Origin of the sequence: Klebsiella sp. A-Nf5, assembly GCF_002810545.1 — a bacterium.
Classification (GTDB): Bacteria; Pseudomonadota; Gammaproteobacteria; order Enterobacterales; family Enterobacteriaceae; genus Klebsiella; species Klebsiella variicola.
The window spans coordinates 129,428-145,727 of sequence record NZ_PIOG01000131.1 but is presented as its reverse complement, the minus strand read 5'-3'; the positions used below and the strand labels follow the sequence as shown (position 1 = coordinate 145,727).

The following is a 16,300-nucleotide window of genomic DNA, read 5'->3' as shown; positions in this document are numbered from 1 at the left end:
TCTTTCGAAAACCTTCTCGCTTTTTGTCGCAAACGGTTGGCAATTCGTTATTCTCCCGTTAACCTGATAGCGGATTTCCCTTCAGTAATCACAATGGAACCTCGTCATGTTTGAGAACATTACCGCCGCCCCAGCCGACCCGATTTTAGGTCTGGCCGATCTGTTTCGTGCCGATGACCGCCCTGAAAAAATTAACCTCGGAATTGGTGTTTACAAGGATGAAACCGGTAAAACACCCGTTCTGACCAGCGTCAAAAAAGCAGAGCAGTACCTGCTGGAAAATGAAACGACTAAAAACTATTTGGGCATCGATGGTATTCCTGAATTTGGTCGCTGCACCCAGGAGCTGCTGTTCGGTAAAGGCAATGCGATTATCGCTGATAAACGCGCCCGTACTGCGCAGACCCCAGGCGGTACTGGCGCTCTGCGTGTCGCGGCTGACTTCCTCGCCAAAAACACCGACGTAAAACGCGTTTGGGTGAGCAACCCAAGCTGGCCGAACCATAAAAGCGTGTTTAACTCTGCCGGCCTGGAAGTGCGCGAATATACCTACTACGACGCCGCTAACCATGCGCTGGACTTTGATGGTCTGCTGGCCAGCCTGAACGAAGCGCAGGCAGGCGACGTGGTGCTGTTCCACGGCTGCTGCCACAACCCGACCGGTATCGATCCGACGCTCGACCAGTGGCAGCAACTGGCGCAGCTGTCAGTGGAAAAAGGCTGGCTCCCGCTGTTTGATTTCGCCTACCAGGGCTTCGCCCGCGGTCTGGAAGAAGATGCTGAAGGGCTGCGCGCCTTTGCTGCGCTGCACAAAGAGTTGCTGGTCGCCAGCTCCTACTCGAAAAACTTTGGCCTGTACAACGAGCGCGTCGGCGCCTGCACGCTGGTCGCCGCCGATCAGGAGACCGTGGACCGCGCGTTCAGTCAGATGAAATCGGTGATCCGCGCCAACTACTCCAACCCGCCTGCGCATGGCGCCTCTGTGGTCGCCACTATTCTGAGCAACGATGCGCTGCGAGCGATCTGGGAGCAGGAGCTGACCGATATGCGCCAGCGCATCCAGCGTATGCGCCTGCTGTTCGTCAACACCCTGCAGGAGAAAGGCGCGAGTCGCGACTTCAGCTTTATCAGCAAGCAGAACGGCATGTTCTCGTTCAGCGGGCTGAGCAAAGAGCAGGTGCTGCGTCTGCGCGAAGAGTTCGCCATTTATGCGGTTGCTTCCGGACGTATCAACGTGGCCGGGATGACGCCCGACAATATGGCGCCGCTGTGCGAAGCCATCGTCGCGGTACTGTAAGCGACAGAGTGCGCTAAGCGAGATAAAAGAAAAAGGCCGCGAATGCGGCCTTTTTTATGTGTTCGCGTCATGTCTGTCACCAGACCGGCATCTCATCCTGCAGGAACGGGTTGTTACGGCGTTCCTCACCCAGCGTCGACAGTGGACCATGGCCGGGAATAAAGGTCACGTCATCGCCCAGCGGCAACAGCTTATCTTTAATGGCCGCAATCAGCTGTCCATGGTCGCCGCGTGGAAAATCGCTGCGCCCCACCCCGCCTTTAAAAATCACGTCCCCGGAAATGAGCAATCGGGAGGCGTCATCAAAGAAGACCACGTGACCCGGCGTATGGCCCGGACAGTGGAACACCTGCAGCGCCACATTCCCTACATTGACCACATCGCCTTCATTGAGCCAGCGATCCGGACGCAGCGGCTGGCAATCCTCCAGGCCGAACATCCGGCTTTGCGCCGGTAATCCTTCCAGCCAGAACTCATCTTCTTTTTCCGGACCAATAACCGGTACGCCATAATGCTGCGCCAGTTCCGCAGCGGCGCCGACGTGATCGAGATGGCCATGCGTCAGCAGGATCTGCATCAGCGTGACGCCCGCCTCCGCCACCACCGCTTTGATACGTTCAGCATCGCCGCCAGGATCGACCAGTGCTGCCAGCCGGGTTTGTTCGCACCAGATAAGAGAACAGTTCTGCGCGAACGCGGTAACCGGAATAATACGATAGTTCATGACGCTCCTTTCGTTACCAGTGCCTTACCGGACCGGTATCAATATGCACAAAGTTACTACGTGGGTAATATCCTACACCACCTGCGCGCATAGATAACGCCGCTTTGCGTATATTGCTTAACGAAATGCCTTCAATATGGAAATCCATTGCCTGTCCCTTGGTGTGATAGCTGTGTTTCGCTACACCACGGCTTCGTGCGCGAAGCTCATCGTTGGTATCGAGGGAACGATAACCAGAAATAAGCTGGACAGGTTTGTTGGTGCCAAGCAATCCCTGCAACCGATAAAGATGATCGAACAGACTTGGGTCGATGGACTTAATTTTATTCGCGCGGTAATCACGGAAAAAATGATTAAGTCTTGCTAATTCATCCTGAATATAGCCTCTGCCATCGAAAAACTCCGCCTTGAGCGATTCACCGGTATGCAGGTTATTCAGCGTCAAAATACGCGGACGGGGGGTCGAGAGGGTGGCAAATGCCGGCGCAGGGAGAATGGCGGCAGCACCCAGCGCAGCACCACCCAACGCCAGCAATCTGCGGCGATTAGCGTCAAATTTGTCCATGATAATCAGGTCTACAGTCAATGAATCGTTATATACTTTTTCCGCATCGCACGAGGCTAACCGCCAGCTCGCCATCGCTCGCCACAACCGTGATACAGCCCGGCAAAGGAGAGCGTTCGCGCTGGCCGCGCTACGCATTGAGCGGAATTATATGTATATGCACTTCTGGCGCACGAAAGGCACCTTACCGGGCATTATTGCCAACGTCAAGGCAGCCTCACCCCAGGAAAATCGGGCGCTGCAGAGGAGCAGCGCCCTTTTTTACCCAGTGCTAGGACAACAAAATCCATTGAACTACTTCATTTACCTGATTAATTGTTCAGCTTTCGTCAGAATTTGTGCACTGGATCGCGCGGTAAGATCGTAATTGTAAATATCTGTTCGATATTGTGTACGTCCATCAGCGTCCACAAAAGCCGTTAAGTAATATAAATTCACCGGTATATTTTGCCGAATATTGACATAGCGCGTGTCCCCTTGCTTCAGGGCATCGGAAATACGCGTGTCGTTCCAGCCCGCATCCTGCAGCAGCATATTGGCCAGCTCCGAGGCCTTATTGACGCGTACGCAGCCGGAGCTGAGCGCACGAACATCTTTCTGGAACAGATTATGGTTTGGCGTATCGTGCAGATAGATAGCATCCGAACTCGGCATATTAAACTTGTAGCGGCCCAGTGAGTTACGCGCCCCCGGCGCCTGCTGAAAACGGAACGGTAAATTATTCTCGGTGATGGTCGACCAGTCGACCCGGTAAGGATCAATCGACTCTTTACTGTTCCAGCCGCGCATCATGGTGTAGCCATGTTGTTCCAGATAGCCTGGGTTATTCCGCACCTTCGGCAGGATATCTTTGCGCGCCAGCGTCGGCGGCACATTCCACGGCGGATTGACCACCACGTTATTCAACGCGCTGCTCATCATCGGCGTTTTGCGGTCCGGACGCCCCACGATCACCCGCGAGGCCAGCACCTGGCTGCCATCCTGGTAATAGACCAGCGAGAAAGCGGGAATATTCACCATAATGCCGGTCGAGAGTTTGCCCGGCAGCAGGCGTAAACGCTGAATATTCAGGGCCAGCACCCCCGCACGCTGCGCGGAGGAGACGTTGAGCCAGTCGCGGGTGGACTGGCCAATGACGCCATCCGCCCCCAGCCCCTGCATGGCCTGGAAGCGCTTCACGCCCTCCACCAGCTGGCGATCGTACACGCCGCGGGCCGCAGCCGATTTGCTCTTTTTCTTCGCCGACGGGCTGACCACATCGCCGGGCAGAACGATATCGGCCGTATTTTCCAGCATCCCGGTACGCTGGAGGATCTCACGCAGGGCACCGATATCATTGCTCCATTCACCGGGGCGCAGCGAGCCGCTGCCGGTTAGCTGCGGCCACGGGCGAGAATCAGCCACCAGCGCCAGCAGCGACTGGTGCATGGTTTCATACTGTGGATGATGCGGTGCCAGGCCGGCGATAAACGCCGGCAGGGAACCATTGTCCAGCGCCAGCTGCCACTGGTTAATTACCGACAGCGGTGGGGTCGCCATTTTGTACGGTGTCGAACCGTACAACCAGCGAGTGCCCTGGGTGGGGATACCACTGATAAAATGCAGGTAGCCCATCATGGCATCCGACAACACCACATCGCGCGCCATGCCGCTGACAGCGGGATCGGTCAGCAAGCTGACCCAGGTGGTAAACTGCGGCTGAAAACCGGCGATAGCGATTTCCGCCAGCTGCTGCTGGAACGCCTGCACCGCCTCGCGGTTTTCCCACATCGGTTTCATATCCCTGGCGGCGTACAGCGATACCAGCGGATTCATAAAGACAGGTTTGTACCCTGCCGGCAACAGCGCTTCGATCTGGGCGCGACTGTTCGCCGCGGCCTCCATCGACAACGGCTGCTCACCGGCTAGCTTCGCGACCGCCGGCGATTGCCCATCGCTTTGCGTCAGCGCGACGGAAAGCTCTCCAGGTGTAGCGGAGCTATCACCGGGTACGACTTCAGGCTCTGCGGCCTGGACATTGAACAGCGGAGCAAATGCCAGTGCCAGGCTCAGGCTGAGCGCTGACAATGGACGACCATACCGTTTCTTTAGCAACATCCCTTGCCCCCTGTTGTCACACATTGCCGCCCACAAATTAGTGGGCTTTATCACAGTATATAAAGACGAAAAGGCTTTTGCCTTACCTAATGTAAAGAAGCTTAAAGATTATACCACCCAGGCATACCAGGCTGGATAGCAAAAAGGGCAACTTAACGTTGCCCTTTTCACCGCTTACGCACCAGGATTTAGCCGCAGCCTCAGGAGGCGTCGGCAGTCCCCGGCAGGGCTTCCGGCACCGGCGCGGCAAAACCGCGCAACCCGACCACGTGCACATGTTCATGATTATTGAACACTTTACGCACCAGTTTATAGGTGGTGCCTTTTTCCGGACTGATGTTCTCTGGCGCCGCGATAATCAGCTGCATCTCCAGACGTTCGCACAGTTCGAACAGTGTGGCGATGGAGCGGGCATCGAGACGCGCCGCTTCATCGAGGAACAGCAGACGACATGGCGAGATGTCCTTGCCGCGCAGACGACGGGATTCATCTTCCCAGCTCTGCACCACCATCACCAGAATCGACATCCCGGTACCGATCGCTTCACCGGTTGACAGCGCGCCGGACTCCGCGCGCAGCCAGCCGTCGGAGCCACGGTTAACTTCCACTTCCATCTCCAGATAGTTGCGGTAGTCGAGCAGCTCCTCGCCGATGGTTTGCGGCGTACGTTGCCCCATATCAATCTGCGGATTCAGGCGCTGATACAGTTTCGCCAGCGCTTCCGAGAAGGTCAGGCGATTACTGTTAAACAGATCCTGATGCTGCTCATGCTGTTCGGAGAGTACATCAAGCAGCGTCGAGTGGGTTTCGCGCACGTTGACGTTCAGACGCACGCTGTTAACCTGGCCGAACGAGACGCTCTGCAGCCCCTGGTTGAGCATCCGGATACGGTTCTGCTCACGCTGAATGGTTTTGCGAATAATGTTCGCCACGCTGCGGGAACTGATCGCCAGCTTCTGTTCGCGGTTGGTCAGCTCTTCGGTCAGACGACTGAGCTCGATCTCCATCTGCTCGATCGCTTCCACCGGGTCATCGGTACGAATAATATCCTGACGGATACGCTCGCGCAGATGCTGATAGACGGCGACGAAAAACTGGATTTTGCGCTCCGGACGTTTCGGATCTTCCGAAATACGCAGCACGTCACGCAGGTGCTCGTTATCGGAAACCGCCAGACGCAGCGCACCCAGCGCCTTATCCGACATCGAACGCAGTTCGTCGGCAGAGAGATAAGCCAGCTCGCGGCGGTGCAGACGACGTTCCACGCCGTTGTCTTTCACCAGACGCATCACCGCACACCAGCCCGCCTTGGCGCTGACGACCTGCTCACGCATTTCGCAGTAATCACGCTCCAGCTTGCGCAGTTTACGGGTCAGGTTGTCCATTTCCGCTTCGCAGAAGGTCAACGCTTTCTCCAGCTGATTGCGGCGGGAGCGGTTGTTGCTCAGCTGCATGTGCAGCTCGTCACGACGCGCACGCGCACGCTCTTCCGCCCCGGCGTCGGCGCGCACGCCGATATCCTGCAGCTCTTTATACAGATCGTTGAGCAGCTCTTTTTTGGTGTCATACGAGCTCTTCAACGACGCCAGCACCTGGTTGTACTGGTTCAACTGCGCAACATGGCTTCGCATCGCTTCGCGCGCGCGGCTACGCTCGGACTCCGCGTGTTGCAGACGCTGGCGCAGCTTCTCGTTGAGATCGCTGTTGCCACTGAGCATCTCCGCCGAATCGGAGTAGCTGAAGTGGGCCCGGCGCTGCACGACTTCCGCCAGCGCGAAGGCCTGCTGACGCGCATCGCGCTGGGTTTGCTGCGCATAGGCGTAATCTTCTTTCAGCTGCTCAAACTGCTCCGGATCGCTCTGCAACACCGAGACGATCGGCTCCAGCTTCGCCAGCTGATTGCCATGCTGCTGAATAAAGCGCGCCGCCTCCTGCGCTTCGTCCAGACGTTCCTGGATCTCGTCCACACGGTCGGCCAGCGTATCATCCGCCAGCAGGTTCAGGCGCGGCAGCAGGCGGTTGAGCGCGGACACGCCCTCTTTCGCCTGCTCATACTGCACGCGGTTCTGTTGGTTATCGCTCTCATGGGCGTTCAGCGCACGCTCCAGCTCGCCGCGGCGGCTGTTCAGTTTGCGGATCTCTTCTTCCGGATCGTCCTCGAAAGCGACCGCCAGATGGCTGCCAATGAAGCGGCTGAAAGCCTGGTGCAGACGCTGGGTTTTCTGCACGTCGAACGACAGGGTTGCGAAACGCTCGGAGAGGCTCTCACGCTCAGCATGCAGCGTTTCGATGCGGTTTTCGCGCGCCGCGCGACCAAACAGCGGCAGCGTTGGGAAACGTGAATAACGCCACTGGCGGTCGGCAATCTTCACCACCACCGCTTTTTCCAGCTCGTCGACGCTAAATACGCTGTCGTCGAAGGACTGCGGATCGCCTTCGATCAGATACAGATCTTCCGGACAATCTTCCAGCCCTTCGAGCTGCTCCGCCACCTGCGACAGATCCGGCACCACGATCGCATGGCGCGACGGGCCATACAGCGCGGAGAAGTACGGCGCATCTTCGAGGCTAACGTCGTCATAAATTTCCGACAACAGGACGCCGCCAAAGCGCTCCGCCAGCGCGTTCAGACGCGGATCTTCAGAGCCGCCCGGCTGACTGAGACGCTCGATTTCTTCGTCGATGGCCCGCTTGCGGGCGCCGACCTCGTCACGTTCAACGATAGCCTCACGCTCACGCTCCAGCAGCTGCTGCAGGTACTCGGTGACCTCCTGGCCGGACTCAAACTGTTCGCCGCTCTGCTCGCACAGCTGGTTGAGGCTGTTCTGCGCCGCCAGCCAGATCGGCGCCCGACGCATCAGCGTCTGGGTGCGCGACTGCAATTGCTCCAGCTCCTGACGCAGGGTCATGCGCTGTTCCTGAGCGTCAGAGACGCTGTCAGCCAGCGACGCGATGCGCGCTTCCAGCTCCTGATGCAGCGTTTCCAGATCGTCGATATCGTAGCGTTTGCCCTGGCGTTTGCAGAACTCAGCCAGCTGACGCTCGGCGTCCTGCTGCTCGCGCAGACGCTGCTCCAGCTCGTTGAGACGGCTGCGCAGCCCCTGCGCCTGCTCGGCCTGATGGCGCTGGTTAACGCCGTCGCGCAGCAATTCGCGCGCCACGTCCCAGGCTTCATTACGCGCCAGCGGGCCGTTAATCGCCGCCACCAGTTGGTACGCCTGTTCGAACTGGCTGTGCGCGGTTTGCGCCACGCTCATTTTCTGTTCCAGCGACAGCATTTTCTCCGTCGCTTCCTGCTCTTTCGCCTGGAAGGTTTCCAGCCACTCGTCGGCGCTCTCTGGCGTCAGATCCGGCAGATGGCACAGCGCCTTCGCGCGCTCCAGCGCCTGCAGCGCCTGGTTATACTGAATGGCACGGGTCTGCTGGACGTCGAGCGCCTGCTGATAGTCGGCGAGCTGGTTTTTCAGCTCATCCACTTCCAGCTCGGCGGCTTCGGCGCGGGCTTCGTTCTCTTCCTGCTGGCCGGCGGCTTCCGCCACCACTTCATTCTGCTCTTCCAGACGGATCTGCAGCTCGTCGAGATCCGCTTCGTAGCGCTCAATTTTTTCCTGCTGACGCAGAGCGGTCTGCACCAGGTTCAGGTGATCGCTGGCGGCCTGGTAATCGGCTTCCAGATCGCCTTCCGCGCCGTTGTGCTCCTGCAGCTCACGCGCCATCTCGACGTGCTTATACTGCTCGGCCGCCAGTTGCGAACGCGAGGTAAAGAGATCGCGACGATACTCCAGCGCCTTATCCAGGTGAATGCGCCGCTCGTTGGCGTGACGCATATAGTCCGCCGCCACGTAGTTGGTGGCTTCGCTGATCAGGTGTTTAAACAGATCGCGGTCGGACTGGGTAACGCGAATGGCTTCCAGCGTCATGCGGTTTTCCCGCAGCGCCGCTTCCATATCCTGGAACGCTTTACGCACGCCACTGTTTTCCGGCAGCAGGTAATCGCGCAGCGAGCGGGTAATGGTGCTGGAGATCCCGCCGTACAGCGAGGCCTCAATCAGGCGGTAGTATTTGCTACGATCGGAGGCGGAACGCAGACGACGCGCCACCACGCCCAGATCGAACATCAACGAGTGATATTCGGTGATCGAGTTGAACTGCTTGAACTGAACCCCTTCCATCGCCTCGAGCTTGTCTTTCAGCTCATTGAGGCTTACCACGCGCGCCTGACGATCGTTGAGCGTCTCGGTCAACAGCTGGGTCGGTTGGATCGAGGTGGGCAGCCCCTGGATGGCAAATGGCTTAATATCGACTTTACGGTCGCGCCCGGCGACCTGCTGCAGACGTACGCCAACCACCACGCGCTGGTGGCGCGAGTTGATCACGTCGAGCACCGAGTAACAGACGCCGGCGCGCAGTTTACCGTGCAGGCCTTTATCGCGCGAACCGCTGGTGGCGCCCGCTTCGGTGGTGTTACGGAAGTGCAACAGGGTTAAATCCGGGATCAGCGCCGTGACGAAAGCCGCCATGGTCGTGGACTTACCCGCGCCGTTCCCCCCGGAGAGGGTGGTCACCAGTTCATCAAGATCAAAGGTCCGGGCAAAGAAACCGTTCCAGTTAACCAGCGTTAGCGAGCGAAACTTACCGCGTTCAATCATTACTCTTCCTCCCCGCTATCCGGCTGGTTTTCTTCATTCTCATCATTGAGCTGCAGGTGATTTTCCAGAGCCATCGCTTCCCCGTCGCGGATCAGGCGGCGCTGCGCCTCGCGCGGGTCGTCGCCGGCGCGCACATCGGCGCCAAAGCGGAATACCGATTCGGTAATGCGAAACTTGCTGCTGTCATGGCCCATAAACCACACCATCCCCAGGCGGCGCAGGCGGTTAAGCGACGCGCGCATTTTTTCCTGCAGCTTCTGGCGGTCCAGATCCGAACCGGTGGAACGGTTGTTCACCAGCTTCAGCAGCTTGGCTTCATCCGCCAGGGTCAGCAGTTCGTCATAGAGTTCCTGCTGGGTGAAAATCCCTTCGTTTGCCAGGCGCTCCGGGCTGAGGTAGAGATAGCAAAGAATTTTGCCCACCATCATATCCAGCTCCGACAGCACCGAGCGCGAAATCAGCGTGGTGGACCGCGGGCGCAGGTAGAAGAACCCTTCCGGCGCGCGGATCAACTCGACGTTATAGCGAGCGTAAAACTCTTCCAGATAATCCTGGAAATCCATCAAAAATGCGTGATTATCCAGCTCGTCGAGACCGATATGACGGCCCGCGCGCAGGGCGCTGTCCAGCGCCGGAAATAACGGATTGGCCAACGCCTGCGCCAGCTTAACCGGCATCACTTGTTCAATATTTGTCAATGACATGCGCCTGTACCTTGGCTCCGTAATCATTAATCGGCTGCCATTTTGCCGGCAGTCCGGTGAAATCTGCCTGGGCGACGCCCAGCTGTACCGCCTGATCCACGACGATCCGCGCCACGTCGAAGTGACGCCCGCGCGGATACTGCGCCAGGAACTCCCGCGCCACCAGGCCGAGGTCCAGCGGTATTCCCTTCTCTTTATAGACCGCCAGTTGCGCTTCAATTAGCGCCGCCAGCTGCTCGCGAATTTCGTTAAACTCTTCAAATTCGAGATCCGCCGGCAGTTCGCCGGTGACCTCTTCATCGCGCAGCGCCATCTCTTCATCGCGCATATCCAGCAGACGGTCGGCGTTGGCGTAAGTCAGCGCCCACGGCTCATCAAAATAGGTCTGTACCGACTGGCGCAGACGCTGGGCGAAGACGCGGTTCTTATCCATATCGATAGCGGTACGGATAAACTTGTGCACGTGGCGGTCGTAGCCGATCCACAGGTCAATCGCCTGTTGACCCCAGCTGACGATGCGATCGAGCTTGCTTTGCAGGTCGAATACCAGCCGGTCGACAAAATGCAAATCGTCGCGCGCCATGGTCGAATCCTGGATGCGCAGCAGATTCGCCTGCAGTTTATCCCCCGCCGCATCCAGCGTATCCTGCAGTTCACGCAGCGTGCCAGAGGTTTCCGACAGCAGCAGTTCACAGCTGGAAATCGCCGCGCGCCAGTCTTTATTTAACAGCTGCGCGATATCGTCTTTCACCAGCTGCTGCTGCTCATCCATAATGCGCTGCGTCAGGTCGATGCTGTCGAAAATTTCCGCCACGGAATATTTCAGCGGAGCGAAAACGTTGCGATGCCAGTGGAACTCATCCCCGCCCTCTTCTGCGGCATCCGCCGCGCGCTTCAGCTCGCCGGCGACGATCGACAGTTGCATCGAGAGACGCAGCGTCGAGAATTCACGCTGACGGATATAGTAATCGGTGATCCCGATCCCCAACGGCGTCAGGCGATAGATCGCATTGCCTTCGGTAATTTCGCTGGTAAAGCGGTTCAGCAGACGCTGGCGCACCAAATCGTTGATCGCATTATTGGCGCGCTGGCTGATGGTTTCGCTGGTCTGCTCAAACGCATCACTGACGTGGCGGAACGCATCCACCAGTTCTCCCTCGCTCATTTCCCCTTCCAGCCGTTCGCCGTTCAGCGTGGCGACCGCCAGCAGAAAAGAGAGTCTGTCGACCGGCAGCGAGATAGAAAAATCATTTTTCCTGGCCCAGGCAACCAGTTCGGGGACTGTCTGGGAAAATTCACTCATACTTTATCCTTGCATCTGCGGCTATGAGCCTGGCTCTTAAGCGCGGTGACATGAATATAACGGCCCAGGCTGAGATACGGCTCCTGACGACAGTAGCGCGTTTCCAGCTCCAGCAGTGCCGCATAGCTGTCATGCTGTTGGCGTTTTTCACGCAGATAATCATGAAACACCCGCACGCCGGTTTTGCTGACAATCTGCCAGCCAATCTCTTCCAGCCAGTGATAAACCTGCTGCGGCTCACGCGGATAATCCGGCGACAGCGTGCGTTTTTTCTTTTTTGGCATGCCCAATTGTACGTAATCGAAATTACCGGCCACCATATTGTGCATCAGCAGGCCGTTAGCATTGTAGAACATCAACGACAGCCCACCGCCAGGACGCAGCGTCGACCACAGCGTACGCAGCACCTCCTGGGGCTCCGCCACCCACTCCAGTACCGCATGAAACAGTACCAGATCGACCGGGCTTTCCAAATGCTGCGCAATATCCTGAGCCGCGCATTGTACAAAATGCATGTTGTCGATCACACCTTTATCGACGGCCGCCTGGCGGGCGCGCGCCACCATTTCAGCAGAGAGATCGCACAGCGTCACGTGATGGCCCAGTTGCGCCACTTTGATGGCCGTTTGCCCTTCGCCGCCGCCGGCATCCAGCACCCTCAGCGGTCCCGGCCCCAGCTGCGCCAGCAGCGGTTCCAGATCCTGCCAAAGGATCGCCTGGCGCAGCTGACCTTTTGTGGTGCCGTAAATATTGCGCGAAAACTTTTCAGCAATGTCATCGAAATTGCGATCCTGCACGGGCGACTCCACAAGCCAACACAAAACCGCTATTTTGTCATACCCACGCCGAGAATGAAGCGATCTGTTATAAGATCCGAACATAACTTTGGTTATATGGTTAAAAAAGGAACCATCTGGCATGCTTTTCACGCTAAAAAAGATCGTCGGCGGTCTGCTGTTGCCGCTTCCCGCCCTGCTGTTGCTGATCGGGATCGGGATCGCGCTGTTATGGTTCAGCCGCTTTCAACGTACCGGAAAGCTATGCGTGAGCCTCGGCTGGTTGCTGCTGGCGCTGCTGAGCCTGCAGCCCGTGGCCGACAGCCTGTTGAAACCGATTGAAGATAGCTACCCCACCTGGCGCGGCGAGCAGCCGGTGAGCTACGTGGTGGTGTTGGGCGGCGGCTATACCTGGAATCCGGAGTGGGCGCCAAGCTCTAATCTTATCAATAACAGCCTGCCGCGCCTGACGGAGGGCATTCGCCTGTGGCAGGCGAATCCCGGGTCGAAAATGATCTTCACCGGCGCGGCAGCGAAATCGAATCCCGTCAGCACGGCAGAAGCTGGGGCGAGAGTGGCCGAGAGCCTCGGCGTACCACGCAGCGATATCATCGTGCTCGATCGGCCGAAAGATACAGAAGAGGAAGCGCAGGCGGTGAAGCGCGCCATCGGCGATGCGCCCTTCCTGCTGGTCACTTCGGCGTCACACCTGCCACGGGCGATGATTTTCTTTCGTCATGCCGGTCTGGATCCCTTGCCCGCGCCGGCAAATCAGTTAGCGGTGACCTCGCCGCTTAATCCGTGGGAGCGAGCCATCCCCTCCCCGGTATGGCTGATGCACAGCGACCGGGTCGGCTATGAAACCCTCGGTCGCGTCTGGCAATGGCTGAAAGGTGGCTCAGGCGAGCCAGGGCAGGAGTGATTTTGTCGCGAGGTCGAAACGGGCGCGGTCAAAGCGCCCGGTATTGACCAGATTATCCACCTCATCCCACAGCAGATAGAGCCAGCGCCGCCAGACAAAGGCCTCGGAAACCGGCGCCTGCTGCAGGTAGCGCCACAGCAACTGTTCCGCCTGGCCGCCTTCTGCAAGGCGGAACAGTTCATACTCGCGTGGCGCCCACAGCATCATCCCCGGGCCCACCATCGCCAGCAGCTGATCGCTGCGTGGGTCTTTCAGCATACTGCGCAAGGTGAAATTACCGTGTACCAGCACGGCATTGTCATTGAAATCGCGGAACAGCTCCGGAAGGCACTCGCGGGAGCGGAACAAAATACGCTTATCCTGCATCGTCAGGCCGGTATCCTGATACAGGTTCAGGGTGCTCCACAGCATCTCTACCCGCTGGCGGTACCAGTTCGACCACAGATTGTCCTGGGTATTGTCGACCATTCCTACGCAGCCGCCGCTGTCCTGACGATGCCAGGCGAGCAGCGCCTCGACGATTTGCTCCTGCAGTTGCTCCCAGCGCGCTGGTGTGCGCGTGGGGGCCTCCACCGGAACGCCGCGCAAGCGCTCAAGCAGCAGCACATCCGGCCCGGGATGCTCTTCATGCGTCATCACGCCGTAAACCACCGGCATGCGCACTGTACCACTGCGCGCGAGAGTGGAGATCTTCCATGCCAGTTGCCGCGCCACACCGGGCGTGGTGAAACTGCGCGCCAGCAGCGGCATCGGGTTTCCCTGCGCATCATACAGGGACCACAGCGCCGTAGCGGCTTTTTCACTGATACACTCCACCCGGCTCAACTTTTCGCCAAGCAGGTGACTGAGTTCGGTTCGCAACTGTTCCATTGTCGATTACCCCTATGAACACTACTGGTTTCATAATGAGCGCCCGCACCAGGGTTGTCATCGAATAAGATCAAAAAGGGGCAAAAAAAGCGAAAAACCGGCGGGGATATCCCCCCCTGTAAGGAGGGGACAGGGGGTTAACGCAGCTCAGCGCGGACGCGTTCCAGATCTTCCGGGGTATCGACGCCGGTGCCTGGTACTTCTGCTGCTACGGCAACATGGATTTTCTCGCCATACCACAGGACCCGCAGCTGCTCGAGCATTTCAATCTGCTCCAGCGGGCTCGGCGCCCAGCTGACATAGCGGCGAATAAAGCCGGCGCGGTAGCCATAAATGCCGATGTGACGCAGCAGGGAATCACCGATAGCGTCCCGGGAGTGAGCAAAGCGATCGCGATCCCACGGAATGGTGGCGCGTGAAAAATAGAGCGCATAGCCCTGGGCATCCATCACCACTTTGACCGCATTCGGATTAAACGCCTCTTCCGCGTCGTGGATCGGCACCGCCAGCGTCGCCATTCCGCAGGCGCTGGACGCCAGATTTTCGGCCACCTGGCGGACGATTGCCGGGGGGATCATCGGCTCATCGCCCTGAATATTGACGATGATAGTGTCATCGCTGAATGCGCACTTCTCCACCACTTCCGCCAGCCGTTCGGTGCCGGACTGGTGATCGGCGCGGGTCATGCACACTTCACCACCCGCCGCTTCAACGGCGCTGGCCACGTCCGGATGATCGGTGGCGACAATGATCCGATCCGCCCCGGACTCGCGCGCGCGCTCCAGCACATGAACAATCATCGGCTTGCCATTAATGTCCTGCAGTGGTTTTCCCGGCAGGCGCGTGGAGGCGAAACGCGCAGGAATAATAACCACGAAACTCATGAGTGACTCTCTTCTACCGCCAGCGGACGCGCCTCTGTCTCCAGCAGCACAGGGATACCATCGCGCAGCGGAAACGCCAGACTATCAAGTTTGCAAATAAGTTCTTGCTTATCCTGACTGTAATACAGCTTACCGTTACAGACCGGGCAGGCGATGATTTCAAGTAAACGGTGATCCATGTTTCCTCCTGATGGACCGGATAGATTTCTCAGCAGCATATCACAGGAAGGTCGGCGCCGGGATCAATCGGCGTCGATTTCCCACCCCTGCTCATGACCGACAAACAGCCCTTCCGGCAGGCGCCGGCACAAGATCCGTTCCGCCGATTGCCAGCGCGCGAAGTCATTAATCGCCCGGCGCAGCCCCTGCTCAAGGCCACGGGTGATCTTCACCCCCTCCTCCAGCCACAGGGAGAAGATCTCCAGCTCCTGGCTTTTGCGATGTATTTTACTGTCCATCCGCCCAACCAGCTTGCCCTGGTGCAGCAGGGGCAGTACGAAGTAGCCATACTGCCGCTTCGGTGCCGGGGTATAGCACTCCAGGCGATAGCTGAAGTTGAAGAGTTGCTCAGCGCGTTTCCGATCCCAGACCACTGGGTCAAAAGGAGAAAGCACGGCGCTATGGCTGGCGATCAGCTTACCGCCAGGCGCTGACTCAAGCTGCGCCAGCGCGTCGCGATGCAACCACATCTCGCCGAGTGCTTCCACGTTAACCGGCACCACCAGGCCCTCTTCCTGCCAGGCAGCCAGCAGACCCGGTAGCGACGGCTGGCGCAAGCGATAGTAATCAGCCAGCCACTGGGGGCGAAAGATACCGAGGCTGCGGGCGCTGTTGCGCAGCATAATGGCTTCAGCCGCGTCGCGGGAAAGCGCGTCACGTTCGTCGTCCCAGTCAGGCATCACCCGCTGGGTTAAATCATACACGCGGTGAAAATTGCGCCGTTCCACCACCATCACTTCGCCGGCGGTAAACAGCCCTTCCAGATGGCGTTTATGCGGTTTCCATTCCCACCAGCCGCTGGCGCCTTTGCGTGGGTGGGAAAAATCCGCCGAGCGGACCGGGCCATTTTGCCCGATGTGCGCCAGCAGCTCTGCAATACTCCCGGCATGCTCGTGCATCCACGCTCGATGATATTTCCAGCCCATATTGTCGGGATTCAACATGCGATGGCGCACCAGGGCGAAATCGCTGCGCGGCAGAAAGCAGGCTTCATGCGCCCAGTATTCCATCAGCTCGCCGCTGCGCAACGACTCATCCAGCCAGTGTTGCGGATAGCTGCCGAGGCGGCTGAACAGCACCAGGTAGGGACTACGGGCCACCACGTTGATGGTATCGATTTGCAGCAGCGACATCTGCTGGATGGTGGAAAGGATGTCATTCTGGCGAGCGCGACGCCGGGGCTTTTTTAACAACCCCTGCGCCGCGAGATGGAGGTGGCGCGCCTCGTTAAGCGAAAATTGCAATACCGACATGCAGGTTCTCCGTCAGGAATTCCAGCACAGCGGCGAG

The 16,300-nt window shown here is 58.4% G+C and carries 13 protein-coding genes; 2 read left to right on the top strand and 11 right to left on the bottom strand.

The window, feature by feature from the left end:
• Positions 1-106 precede the first annotated feature (106 nt).
• Positions 107-1,297 (top strand): amino acid aminotransferase, encoded by a 1,191-nt coding sequence (locus CWM53_RS13295; RefSeq protein WP_061155169.1) that lies wholly within the window; start codon positions 107-109, stop codon positions 1,295-1,297.
• Positions 1,298-1,373: 76 nt separating this feature from the next.
• On the opposite strand, the gene CWM53_RS13290 is transcribed toward CWM53_RS13295, so the two are convergent.
• The 7 genes from CWM53_RS13290 to cmoM all read right to left on the bottom strand — a co-directional run bounded on the left by CWM53_RS13290 (position 1,374) and on the right by cmoM (position 12,136).
• On the bottom strand, positions 1,374-2,021 hold the full coding sequence (locus CWM53_RS13290) for an MBL fold metallo-hydrolase (protein ID WP_061155170.1): 648 nt from the start codon (positions 2,019-2,021) through the stop codon (positions 1,374-1,376).
• Positions 2,022-2,034: 13 nt separating this feature from the next.
• Positions 2,035-2,586 carry a YcbK family protein gene (locus CWM53_RS13285; protein WP_061156391.1) on the bottom strand — a complete coding sequence of 184 codons (552 nt, stop codon included), beginning with the start codon at positions 2,584-2,586 and terminating at the stop codon, positions 2,035-2,037.
• A gap of 303 nt (positions 2,587-2,889) precedes the next feature.
• Positions 2,890-4,683, bottom strand: coding sequence for a L,D-transpeptidase (ldtD, locus tag CWM53_RS13275; protein WP_074386410.1), 1,794 nt, complete (start codon positions 4,681-4,683; stop codon positions 2,890-2,892).
• 200 nt (positions 4,684-4,883) lie between these two features.
• A complete protein-coding gene (gene mukB, locus CWM53_RS13270; RefSeq protein ID WP_100729788.1) occupies positions 4,884-9,332 on the bottom strand; it encodes a chromosome partition protein MukB in 4,449 nt (1,482 codons plus the stop codon).
• Positions 9,332-10,036: a chromosome partition protein MukE gene (mukE, locus tag CWM53_RS13265; RefSeq protein ID WP_074386412.1), complete on the bottom strand. Its 705-nt coding sequence runs from the start codon at positions 10,034-10,036 to the stop codon at positions 9,332-9,334. The genes mukB and mukE overlap by 1 nt, the downstream gene beginning before the upstream one ends.
• Entirely contained in the window at positions 10,017-11,339 is a 1,323-nt protein-coding gene (gene mukF / locus CWM53_RS13260) for a chromosome partition protein MukF (protein ID WP_008805866.1), read from the bottom strand. Before mukF ends, mukE begins: the two co-directional genes overlap by 20 nt.
• Positions 11,336-12,136 carry a tRNA uridine 5-oxyacetic acid(34) methyltransferase CmoM gene (gene cmoM, locus CWM53_RS13255; protein ID WP_016160569.1) on the bottom strand — a complete coding sequence of 267 codons (801 nt, stop codon included), beginning with the start codon at positions 12,134-12,136 and terminating at the stop codon, positions 11,336-11,338. Before cmoM ends, mukF begins: the two co-directional genes overlap by 4 nt.
• 121 nt (positions 12,137-12,257) lie before the next feature.
• Between cmoM and elyC the strand changes: the two genes are divergently transcribed.
• The gene (elyC, locus tag CWM53_RS13250; RefSeq protein WP_100729789.1) at positions 12,258-13,037 is read left to right on the top strand and encodes an envelope biogenesis factor ElyC; all 780 of its coding nucleotides are present in this window, start codon (positions 12,258-12,260) and stop codon (positions 13,035-13,037) included.
• Here the strand turns inward: elyC and CWM53_RS13245 are convergent.
• From CWM53_RS13245 to CWM53_RS13230, 4 genes are all read right to left on the bottom strand, one after another.
• A complete protein-coding gene (locus CWM53_RS13245; protein ID WP_074386413.1) occupies positions 13,014-13,907 on the bottom strand; it encodes a YcbJ family phosphotransferase in 894 nt (297 codons plus the stop codon). The two genes, elyC and CWM53_RS13245, sit on opposite strands and share 24 nt — an antisense overlap.
• Before the next feature lie 137 nt (positions 13,908-14,044).
• A complete protein-coding gene (gene kdsB / locus CWM53_RS13240) occupies positions 14,045-14,791 on the bottom strand; it encodes a 3-deoxy-manno-octulosonate cytidylyltransferase (RefSeq protein WP_100631478.1) in 747 nt (248 codons plus the stop codon).
• Positions 14,788-14,970 (bottom strand): protein YcaR, encoded by a 183-nt coding sequence (gene ycaR / locus CWM53_RS13235; RefSeq protein WP_004201390.1) that lies wholly within the window; start codon positions 14,968-14,970, stop codon positions 14,788-14,790. The genes kdsB and ycaR overlap by 4 nt, the downstream gene beginning before the upstream one ends.
• Before the next feature lie 63 nt (positions 14,971-15,033).
• The gene (locus CWM53_RS13230) at positions 15,034-16,263 is read right to left on the bottom strand and encodes a winged helix-turn-helix domain-containing protein (protein WP_074386415.1); all 1,230 of its coding nucleotides are present in this window, start codon (positions 16,261-16,263) and stop codon (positions 15,034-15,036) included.
• Positions 16,264-16,300: the final 37 nt, after the last annotated feature.